The following is a 10,210-nucleotide window of genomic DNA, read 5'->3' as shown; positions in this document are numbered from 1 at the left end:
GGGCCGATCAACATCATGGCGCTGCGCTCGATGCGCGGATATTTCCCTGGCGTCCCGCTGATTGTGGATGCGGGGCTCGGACGGCCGTCGCACGCGGCCACCGTCATGGAACTCGGCTTTGACGCCGTGCTCCTGAACACAGCAGTCGCCAAGGCGGCATATCCGGTCGGCATGGCGCGTGCTTTCGGTAAGGCGGTCGAAGCCGGTCGTGAAGCCCACGCATCGGGTCTTCTCGAGCCGCGCGACGTCGCCGTGCCATCGACGCCGACGATCGGCAGGGCCGTTCTTTCATGAATCTCGATCCCTTCTACCTAATCGTCGACAGCGCCACCTGGATCGAAAGGTTGGCGCCGCTCGGCGTCAAGCTGGTTCAGCTTCGCATCAAAACGATGGATGAAACCGGGCTGCGCGCGGAGATCCGCAGGTCGAAGGCCTTGTGTGTCCAACACAAAAGCCAGCTCATCATCAATGATCATTGGCGGCTGGCGATCGAGGAAGGCTGCGACTTCGTTCATCTCGGCCAAGAGGATTTGCAGACCGCCGACCTCTCGCGGATAAGGGCGGCCGGTGTAAGGCTCGGACTGAGCACCCATGATGATATCGAACTGGAAACGGCTATGGCCGCCAGGCCCGACTATATCGCGCTCGGCCCCATCTATCCAACCATTCTGAAGAAGATGAAATGGGCGCCGCAAGGGGTCGAACGGATCAGCGGATGGAAGCGCCGGGTCGCACCGGTTCCTTTGGTCGCCATTGGTGGCCTCAACCCTGACCGACTCGACGGTGTCTTTGCGGCCGGTGCGGACAGCGCGGCGGTGGTCACCGACATCACATTGAATGCCGATCCCCAAGCGCGCACGCGAGAATGGATCGAAAAGACAGATCGATGGCGCTGAGGCGAGAACCGCATGTGCTTGTCGTCGGCGGATCCGACTCCAGCGGCGGAGCCGGAATTGCGCGCGACATCGAAACGATCTCTTCGATTGGCGTGCGGACATGCCTTGCGGTCACCGCGCTGACGGTGCAGACGCACGAAGCCGTCATGGAAATCCATCCTTCGCAACCCCGCCTGGTGGCCGATCAGATGCGCGCCGCGCTGCAAGCCAACGAGGTGGCTGCCGTCAAGATCGGCATGCTGGCGACGGCCGAGATCATCGTTGCCGTTGCCGCAGTGCTGCGCGAGAATCCGCAGGTGCCGGCGATACTGGACCCGGTGCTGGCCTCGACATCAGGCCGGACGCTTCTGGAAGCCGGCGCCACCGCCGTCATGAAGCGGAATCTGATGCCGCTTTGCCGCCTGGTCACACCCAACCTCATCGAGCTGGCGCTCCTGGTTGGCTCGGAACTGGCAGTGGATGACGACGGCGCACTGTTGCAAGGCCACGAATTGCTGGCGGCCGGAGCGCAGGCCCTGCTGATCAAGGGCGGCCATGCATCGGGACCTCGATCAACCGATATTCTGTTGCGCCACGATCAAGAACCAATCCGCTTCGACACACCGCGTCTGGCTACGTCGATGCGCGGGACGGGATGCATGCTGGCCAGTGCGATTGCGGCGCATATGGCGAATGCGAGCCCACTCGAAGACGGCGTGCGCGAAGGCAAGCTGTTTGTTTTCGGGAAACTGCAGAAGAATGCAGCCATGTGAGTGATCGCTTTTGCGCCGATCACTCGCAAGAGCTGGACTGGCGACCACGCTTGTCCAACGAAAACGAGTTCAGGAGCTTTGCAAGGACCGGAAGAGCTGTCCCCTTTTTTCGGCATCTGCGGAAAAGTCTTTCAGCCAAACCCGACTATTATGGTCTTCCTGTCGTATTTCTGAATGCCATTGCACGGTAGAGTGACTGGACTTCATCGCATTCGTGGCACGGGAAGGGCAGCCGGCCATCGTACAAGCTGAGGCACCACAAGACGGCGCAGACCGTCACGCTCTAAAGAAGACGTCACTTTCCAGGGGAATCTTCATCAGGGGTCCGGCAATCGGGAGGTTCGGCCGGGTGAATGGACGACGGCTATGACTCGCTCAGGAGATAGATGGCACGATCCGGGCCAGGCACCTGCACGGATCGCCTCCCAAAAATGGCAGGCCGGTCCCGGTACCGAGACGCCGTCTCGAGATTTTCGCGGCCGTGGTGGCTTCGCCGTCTGTCGACCGCAGGGCGATGGGTGTAGCAGATGAGTGTGCGCCTGCCAGCGAAAGGGCATAGCGGCCTCCGCAAAACGGCGGCGGCTATAAAAAGCGCACTCGATGCGAATTTCGTCACGACCACCGCCTGTCCTGACGATTTTGCGAACGGCCCGCCGTCCTCGCGCGTCCCGCTCCGTCAGACTGCTCGTCGGTAAGTCCACAGCTGTGCGGGCGGGATGTTGCGGACGACGAAATCATAGTGGGACACGACATAGCGGTCGGGCATTTTGATCACCGGCGACAACGGTCCGTAAGTGATCTGAATCACAGGTCTTCCAGCAGGAATGCGGGCCAGCAAATCCTCAAGCAGGCCGACACGCTGTTCCATTGGAAAGCTCAACAGCGGCACCGCACTTATCACACAGTCGAATTGCTCCCCGCGCCGCTCGGCAAGCACTTCCTCCAACGCGAACGCATCGCCCAATCGAAAATCCACGCCCGGAAAGGCTCGCGTCAGGCGCTCATAGAAATCCTTGGAATACTCGACCGAAACCAGTTGTTGCGGCTTGATGCCTCTTTCCAGGATTGCCTTGGTAATGACGCCGGTTCCGGCGCCAAGTTCAAGAACCGGCAATCCGGATGCCGGATCGATGACGCTTGCCATACGACGCGCGGCATGAACGGACGTTGGCATCAGCGCGCCCACTCGTTTCTTGTCCTTCTGCCAGCCCTTGAAGAATTGCACTTCTTCTTCGAACTTCCTGCCGAGGCGCTCCTTCAATCGAAACACCATATCCACTCCCTGCTCCGGCCATTTGTCTGGGTCATTTTGACGACGCACCTTTGTACAAGCCTTGCGGCATTCTCAATCATGCGGCATTGGCTGCCGCGAGCAGCTCGCCTTGGCGCTGCCCGGGCAGAACTCCAACGTTATCGATAAGCCGCGTCCCGCCAAGCCAGGCGGCGACGATTAGGTGGGCCGGTCGATCCGCGGCGGAAAGCGGTGACAGGTCATGGTCTGCCCGTAGCTCGAGATACTCGACCTCGTCGTAACCGGCAGCGAGGATCGCTTGCCTGGCCTCGGCAAGCACAAGCTCGGCTGGCAATCCTGCCGACAATCGCCCGGCCGAAGCCGACAGGACTTCGGCGAGCCTTGGCGCTGCTAAGCGCTGTTCGGCCGAAAGCCTGACATTGCGCGACGACATTGCCAGGCCGTCGGCTTCACGGACCGTTGGACATGCTACAATCTCGATTGGAATGTCGAGATCGCGGACGAGCCGGCGAACGACGTGCAGTTGCTGGAAATCCTTCTCGCCGAAGAAGGCGAGATCAGCACGCGTCTGTAGAAAGAGCTTGGCGACGACGGTTGCCACGCCGTCGAAATGGCCCGGACGGAACGCGCCGCACAGGCCATCGCTCACCCCACTGACTGAGATCGTGGTGGCGAAATCTTCCGGATACATGTCCGCTGCATTTGGCGCGTAGAGCAGATGAGCGCCGAGCGGCGCAAGCTTGGCGGCATCGTCATGCTCAGTGCGCGGGTAGGCCACGAGATCGGCCGCGCTGTTAAACTGTTTCGGGTTGACGAAGAGCGTCACGATAACCCGGTCCGCCTTGGCGAGCGCGGCACGCACCAGGCTCAGATGGCCTTCATGCAAGGCACCCATGGTCGGCACGACAGCGACCTTGAGGCCATTCTGCCGCCATGCGGCCACAGCCATGCGCAACTCGGCGACGGTTCGTGCGATCGGAATGCTCATGCGCCTTCTCCACCATTGACCGTCCTTGGCGCATCGCCGAACAGATGCTCGGCGGCTGGAAAGCGGCGGTCGCGCACTTCCTGCGCATAGACCGCAATCGCCTCCCCGGCGATCTCACTGAGTTCGGCATAGCGCTTGACGAATTTGGGCCGGAAGTCGCCGAAGATGCCCAACATGTCGTCGACGACGAGAATCTGCCCGTCACAGGCCGCCGAGGCGCCGATACCGATCGTCGGGATCGCTACCTCTGCGGTGATCCGGCCGGCGAGCACCTCCGGGACCTTCTCCAGCACCAGCGCGAATGCCCCCGCTTCGCTCACGGCAAGCGCGTCGGCCGCGACGCGCTCGGCATCACCGCCTCTGCCCTGCACGCGGTAGCCGCCGAAGGTATTGACCGCCTGAGGCGTCAAGCCGACATGGCCCATGACTGGCACGCCGCGTGCAGCCAGGAAGCGGATCGTCTCGGCCATTGCCTCGCCACCTTCGAGCTTGACCGCCGCGCAGCCGGTTTCCGTCATGACACGTGCAGCATTGCGGAAGGCTTGCTCGGGGCCTTCCTCGTAGGAGCCGAACGGCATGTCGACGAGCATCAGCGCCTGCTCGAGGCCGCGGCGCACGGCCTGGCCGTGCATGATCATCATCTCAAGCGTCACGCCCAGCGTCGACGGGAAGCCGTGCAGCACCATGCCGACGCTGTCGCCGACGAGAACAATGTCACAATGCTGATCAACGAGCTTTGCGATCGCGTGGTATAGGCCGTCAGGCAGACGAGCGGAGTGCCACCCTTCCGGGAACGAATATCCGGCGGTGTGATCGCCTTGGTGTTAGCAACCGCACTCAACAAGGGCTCCTTCCCCAACGTTACCAACTATGGGTGCCGCGTTTGGCACATTTTTGTGCAGGTGCGAAGAGTAAATTCGCGATTGCGAGAAGATGACGCGCCGACATTCATCGTCAGAACCAATCAAATCGGTTTAGCTGTTTCCGCAGCTATCTCTGCCAACTCCAGGCAGTTCGGGAGCCAAGGTCAACGAGCCAATACGGGTCAGTTCCTCGGCGTCGATGCGACGACGCCGTCACAATCGAAAATGACCAGTTCATGAGATTTCTGCTGCTTCATTGGTCACCCCCGGGAAAGGACCTGCGGGCGAGATTTCAACCACATTCCTGTCGCTGACCTCGAAACGGTGCACGAGCACGCCATCGTCGTCGATCAGCGCGACGTCAAAAGCCGGCGCATCCTCGACAAAGTCTGCGTCCCTGCGCGCGAAGTGCGGAATGATTTGATGCGCAACGCCGCGGATGGCGCTGAAGGGAATGCCGCTCCAGGTGCCGCCAACATCAACGTGCACATGGCCGTGAAAAATGTGCCGGACATTGCCGGCGGCGGCGATCGCCCGCATGAGCTCTTGCCAGTTCTGCATGTTCCAAGGCTCGAAATGCGGCAGGCCGATCGGCTGCAGCGGATGATGGGCGAAGAGATAGGCAGGCGTTTTCTGTTCCTCGGCCAAGCGCGCCAGCAGCCATTCGAGCCGGCCCTGATCCAAAGCACCATGACCGAAGCCTTCCACCAATGTATCGAGAAAAATGAGGCGCCCGGCAGTCCCGTCTTGGACCGACTGAATGAAGCCATTCGCATCGCGTGGCTCTTCAGGAAATGCGCGAATAAAATTCTCGCGCCTGTCGTGATTGCCGAGCAGAAGGCGGGCGGGCACCCGCAGTTCCTGCAGCGCCTCGCGCAACAGGACGTAGGAGGCGAAATCGCCCTCGTCGGTGAGATCGCCAGTCACGACGCAAAGCTCGGCGTCGGCATGATCGCGGCTGATGCGCTCAATGGTCTTGCGAAGCCGTTGGGCAGGATCGAAGCCGAAGAGCATGGCGCGTTACCCAATTGCCCCTCACAGTCGCTTTCGAGCGATTTCGGCTGAGAGCAGAATGAAGGTTGGGCGCCACGTGCGGCTCGACATGGTAGCAGCCGTACGCAGCCAATATGCTCGCCTCCTTGGTCTCCGACGCTATTTTTCTGCCGACGCATGCGCGAGCCTTCCCGCCGGTTCGAGGGGCCGCCGATCACTGCCGCGGGCCGAACGCGCTTGACAAGATAGGGCGCGTTCACGCGGCCTTGAAAGGCACTGCCTCGGCCTGTTCAGCGCCCGTCTCTAAAGAAACTGCATGACGCCGCGCTCCAAGCGTCTTGTGGGTAAATCTCTAGTCGTGACGATCATTGCAGTCGTCCGCGACCTTCGGCCTGTCGTTTACGGCAATTGCGTCGTCACCGCATCGATTAAAATTGTCCGTGCAAGCGAGCGAGCAAGTCACCGGGTTTGGCCTGACTTCACCAGCAAGGTTGTCATTAGCCGGTGAATTTAGCGACGGTTAAAATACGAGTTTTTCGAATTGACGGGCGTTAGTTTTCAAATGCTACCCGTGCTGCATGGACGGTGGTGGTAGAATATGCGCGGCCTGGGTTGGATTAGAAGGATACGGCAGGATGAAGCTCAGCAGATGCGAGATCGTATCGCTCTGTTAGAATGCGAACTGATCATTGCTGCCTCCTCCAGAGGCAAATCCAATTTGCTGAACGCAGGGCATGAGCTTCGTTCGCAGAAGGCTCGGTTGGAGCGCCTCGAACATTGCATAGCCTCGATGTCTAAACGGCCCTAGTGCTGCTCCCGAGGACCGCCTGCTGGTCAAGGACGGCGATGTGGTCGCAATTGGGGGCTATATCGGAAATGGGGCAGACACGCGACCATGCGCTCCCACGGAGCCTTTCCGGTCATAAGCATGGTCAAATTGCGCAACCCTACTCAACCTGAAAGCTGCCAACGCATAATGGAAGAGCAATCTCTTCCGGTTTTGCCGCACATTCAGGCGCGACACGTTGTGCGAACTGTGCGCCGGTCACAATTGCGAGAAATCGTCCCTTTATCGGACACGACCATCTACGAAATGGAGCAACGCGGCGAGTTCCCACGACGCTTCAATCTGACTCCCCGCTGTGTTGTTTGGGATCTAGCAGAGGTCGAGGCCTGGGTTCAGGCAAGGCGAAACGCCTCGTCTGCCGGGACTCTCGAAACCGCCCCAGGTCCAGACGTCCGGTCGCGCAAGACGAGGCCTGTCAAATCGGATCGAGAATGATTGCCGCCCCGGCAGCCGGCTGGAGTACGGGGGTGTGCTTCTTGCCCGCTGCCCAGGCCTCAACCATGTCGGCCCATTCCTGGAGCATATGACGGCGCTGCGGCTCATATTCAGCCTTGTTATAGACACCGCGCGAAGTGCGGCTGTCTTCGTGAGCAAGGCATTTCTCGATCCAGTCGCGATTGAATCCGATCTCGTTTAGGATTGTCGAGCCAGTCCGCCGTAGGTCGTGCACTGTAAAGGGCGCAAGCGGCATTTCTTGTCTTTTTGCGCGGTCGACAATGGCCATTGTGACACGATTGAAGGTGGCGCGCGACATGGGTTCGTCGGCGTCATAGCGAGATGGCAGCACATATCGGGAGTTCGCTGCGCAAGTCTTGAGCGCAATCAGGATATCGAGGGATTGGCGGGACAGGTAGACGTTATGCGGCTTTTTCCGTTTCATTCGCTCTTTGGGAATGCTCCACACAGCGTTCTCAAAATCGACCTCGTCCCAAGTCGCGTCCAGCAGCTCACCCTTCCGAACCATCGTGAGCAGGATCAGCTTTAGGCCCAGCCGTATCGTCGGCAATGTTGGCACATGTTCCAACTCAGTCAGCACGATGCGGATTTCTGCTGGGGACAATGCTCGGTCTTTTGCCTCGAACGTGGCGATCGAAGCCGGTCCTACCTCGTCCGCTGGATTGGCAATCTTCTCGCCGTGCAGAATGGCATGGCCATAGATTTGCTTAACAATATCCCGGACGTGAATGGCTGTTGCCGGCGCGCCACGGTCCCGCACCTTTGCGCAGAGCGCCCGCAAGTCGCCAGCTGTTACTTCTGTGAGGAGCCTTTTGTCCCAGATTGGCAAGATGTCTCGATCGAAGATGGCCTTGCGCATTGAGCGCGTGCTATCCGCCATCTTGGCCTCCTTAAACCAGGCCCGGCCGGCATCGCCGAAGGTGGCCATTGCAGATAGGCGCCGCTTTTTACGCTGCTTTTCATGCGCCGGCGATTGTCCGGTTGCCACCATTTTTCGGGCCGCAATGCAGCGGTCACGCGCCTCTGCTAGCGAGATGCCACCCTCACCATAGCGGCCCAGCGTGACTGTCTCTCGCCTTCCATTCATTCGGTAGTCGTAGCGGAACGAGATCTGCCCGGCCGTGGACACGGTGGCGTACATACCGTCACGATCAGCAACTTTGTATATTTTGTTTTTAGGTTTCAGCTTCTTAAGTGCAATGTCGGTGAGCATGGCGAGGGCAATCCGAGCGCGTGGCCGCATATTCAGCGCCCGATTTTACCGTCATCGATTGTACCGTCAAGGTTTGAAAATTTCTCTTGTAGTTCAATAGCTTACCTAAATTTTAGCTAGCCTTCTAGGAAATCAGGCGGTGACGGTATCGGTCTCGAGCGAGAATGATGAGGAAAGCGATACCGTCAGGTCTACCGCCAAATGATTCCGCTTGCGGGCGATAGTCAGCGATAGGAAAAGAGATGAAAAAGATTACATTTCAACATGTTAAGTGGCTGGCGCCGATAGCCACCAAATGCTGGCGAACGACCGAGCTTTATTCCCACTCGATTGTCCCAGGCGGCTTCGAGGTGACGTCATAGACCACTCGGTTAATGCCGCGCACTTCGTTGATGATGCGGGTTGCGGCGGCACCCAGGAAGGCCATGTCGTAGTGGTAGAAGTCAGCCGTCATGCCGTCGACCGAAGTGACGGCGCGCAGCGCACAGACGAATTCGTAGGTGCGGCCGTCGCCCATCACGCCGACGGTCTGCACCGGCAACAACACGGCGAAGGCTTGCCAGATGGCGTCATAGAGGCCGGCCTTGCGGATCTCGTCGAGATAGATGGCGTCGGCCTCGCGCAGGATCTCCAGCTTCTCGCGCGTGATGCCACCGGGACAGCGTATGGCAAGACCGGGGCCTGGAAACGGATGGCGGCCTATGAAGCTTTCGGGCAGGCCGAGCTCCTTGCCCAGCGCCCTCACCTCGTCCTTGAACAGTTCGCGCAGCGGCTCGACCAGCTGCATGTTCATGCGCTCCGGCAGACCGCCGACATTGTGGTGCGACTTGATCGTCACCGACGGGCCGCCGGTGAAGGAGACGCTCTCGATGACGTCTGGATAGAGCGTGCCCTGCGCCAGGAAATCGGCACCGCCGAGCTTTTTCGCCTCTTCCTCGAACACCTCGATGAACAGCCGGCCGATCGTCTTGCGCTTCTTTTCCGGGTCCGACTCGCCTTCCAGCGCGGTGATGAACTTTTCCGAAGCATCGACCAGGATCAGCGGCAGATTATAGTGCTGGCGGAACATCGCCACCACACCGGCGGCCTCGTCCTTGCGCATCAGGCCGTGGTCGACGAGGATGCAGGTGAGCTGATCGCCGACCGCCTCGTGGATCAGAAGGGCGGCGACCGAGGAATCCACGCCGCCCGAGAGCGCGCAGATGACCTTGCCCTTGCCGACCTGCTTGCGGATCGCCTCGACCGCGTGCTCGCGGTAGGCGCGCATCGTCCAGTCGCCTTCGATGCCGGCGATGTTGTGGACGAAATTCCTCAGCAGCCTCGCGCCGTCCGGCGTGTGCACCACCTCCGGATGGAACATGATGCCGTACATCCTGCGCTCGACATTGCCGAAGATGGCGAAGGGCGAGCTTTCCGATTTGCCGAACACCTCGAAGCCCGGTGGCAGGGCGATGACGCGGTCACCATGGCTCATCCACACCTGATGGCGCTGGCCGGTCGCCCACAGGCCCTCGAACAGCGGGCTGTCCTTCTCGATCTCGACGAAGGCGCGGCCGAATTCGCGATGGTTGGAGCTTTCGGCGACGCCGCCCATCTGCACGCACATGGCCATCTGGCCATAGCAGATGCCAAGCACCGGCACGCCGGCGTCGAAGACGATCTGGGGCGCGCGCGGGCTGCCGATATCGGATGTCGAGGCCGGACCGCCGGACAGGATCACCGCTTTCGGATTGATGCGCTTGAATGCCGCCTCGGCCGACTGGAACGGCACGATCTCGGAAAACACGCCAGCCTCACGGATGCGGCGGGCGATGAGCTGCGTAAACTGGCTGCCGAAATCGACAATCAGGACGGTGTCGGGGTGATTGGCTGTTGTCATGGCGAGCGTTTAGAGAAAGAAACGAGTCTGCGCAATGGGTTGCGTAGCCTGACTTTCAGACTGGTCTGGGC

8 protein-coding genes and 2 pseudogenes are annotated in these 10,210 nt (G+C 60.2%); 4 read left to right on the top strand and 6 right to left on the bottom strand.

What is annotated here, in order from left to right; all coding sequences use genetic code 11:
- The 3 genes and pseudogenes from EOA36_RS16310 to EOA36_RS16300 form a co-directional block, all read left to right on the top strand.
- Nucleotides 1-294 (top strand): annotated as a pseudogene (locus tag EOA36_RS16310) (thiazole synthase); the annotation flags it as partial.
- Nucleotides 291-896: a thiamine phosphate synthase gene (locus EOA36_RS16305; protein WP_126101882.1), complete on the top strand. Its 606-nt coding sequence runs from the start codon at nucleotides 291-293 to the stop codon at nucleotides 894-896. The pseudogene EOA36_RS16310 and the gene EOA36_RS16305, both read left to right, overlap by 4 nt.
- Nucleotides 887-1,648, top strand: a complete 762-nt coding sequence (locus tag EOA36_RS16300; protein WP_126101883.1) for a hydroxymethylpyrimidine/phosphomethylpyrimidine kinase — start codon at nucleotides 887-889, stop codon at nucleotides 1,646-1,648. The genes EOA36_RS16305 and EOA36_RS16300 overlap by 10 nt, the downstream gene beginning before the upstream one ends.
- A gap of 676 nt (nucleotides 1,649-2,324) precedes the next feature.
- On the opposite strand, the gene pmtA is transcribed toward EOA36_RS16300, so the two are convergent.
- The 4 genes and pseudogenes from pmtA to EOA36_RS16280 all read right to left on the bottom strand — a co-directional run bounded on the left by pmtA (nucleotide 2,325) and on the right by EOA36_RS16280 (nucleotide 5,765).
- Nucleotides 2,325-2,921 (bottom strand): phospholipid N-methyltransferase PmtA, encoded by a 597-nt coding sequence (gene pmtA, locus EOA36_RS16295; RefSeq protein WP_126102846.1) that lies wholly within the window; start codon nucleotides 2,919-2,921, stop codon nucleotides 2,325-2,327.
- A gap of 76 nt (nucleotides 2,922-2,997) precedes the next feature.
- Entirely contained in the window at nucleotides 2,998-3,888 is an 891-nt protein-coding gene (gene panC / locus EOA36_RS16290; RefSeq protein WP_126101884.1) for a pantoate--beta-alanine ligase, read from the bottom strand.
- Nucleotides 3,885-4,729: pseudogene (gene panB, locus EOA36_RS16285) on the bottom strand (3-methyl-2-oxobutanoate hydroxymethyltransferase). The gene panC and the pseudogene panB overlap by 4 nt, the downstream one beginning before the upstream one ends.
- Nucleotides 4,730-4,985: 256 nt before the next feature.
- Nucleotides 4,986-5,765 carry a phosphodiesterase gene (locus tag EOA36_RS16280; RefSeq protein ID WP_126101885.1) on the bottom strand — a complete coding sequence of 260 codons (780 nt, stop codon included), beginning with the start codon at nucleotides 5,763-5,765 and terminating at the stop codon, nucleotides 4,986-4,988.
- A 955-nt stretch (nucleotides 5,766-6,720) separates the two neighbouring features.
- On the opposite strand from EOA36_RS16280, the gene EOA36_RS16270 reads away from it, so the two are divergent.
- Nucleotides 6,721-7,026 carry an AlpA family phage regulatory protein gene (locus tag EOA36_RS16270; RefSeq protein WP_348628167.1) on the top strand — a complete coding sequence of 102 codons (306 nt, stop codon included), beginning with the start codon at nucleotides 6,721-6,723 and terminating at the stop codon, nucleotides 7,024-7,026.
- Here EOA36_RS16270 and EOA36_RS16265 read toward each other — a convergent pair.
- Nucleotides 7,007-8,260 carry a site-specific integrase gene (locus EOA36_RS16265; protein WP_126101887.1) on the bottom strand — a complete coding sequence of 418 codons (1,254 nt, stop codon included), beginning with the start codon at nucleotides 8,258-8,260 and terminating at the stop codon, nucleotides 7,007-7,009. The genes EOA36_RS16270 and EOA36_RS16265 overlap by 20 nt on opposite strands.
- Before the next feature lie 316 nt (nucleotides 8,261-8,576).
- Nucleotides 8,577-10,139, bottom strand: coding sequence for a glutamine-hydrolyzing GMP synthase (guaA, locus tag EOA36_RS16260; protein WP_127278505.1), 1,563 nt, complete (start codon nucleotides 10,137-10,139; stop codon nucleotides 8,577-8,579).
- Between the last annotated feature and the right edge of the window lie 71 nt (nucleotides 10,140-10,210).

Source organism: Mesorhizobium sp. M8A.F.Ca.ET.021.01.1.1 (assembly GCF_003998025.1).
In the GTDB taxonomy this organism is placed as follows: Bacteria; Pseudomonadota; Alphaproteobacteria; order Rhizobiales; family Rhizobiaceae; genus Mesorhizobium.
This window is presented reverse-complemented; position numbering and strand designations above follow the sequence as displayed.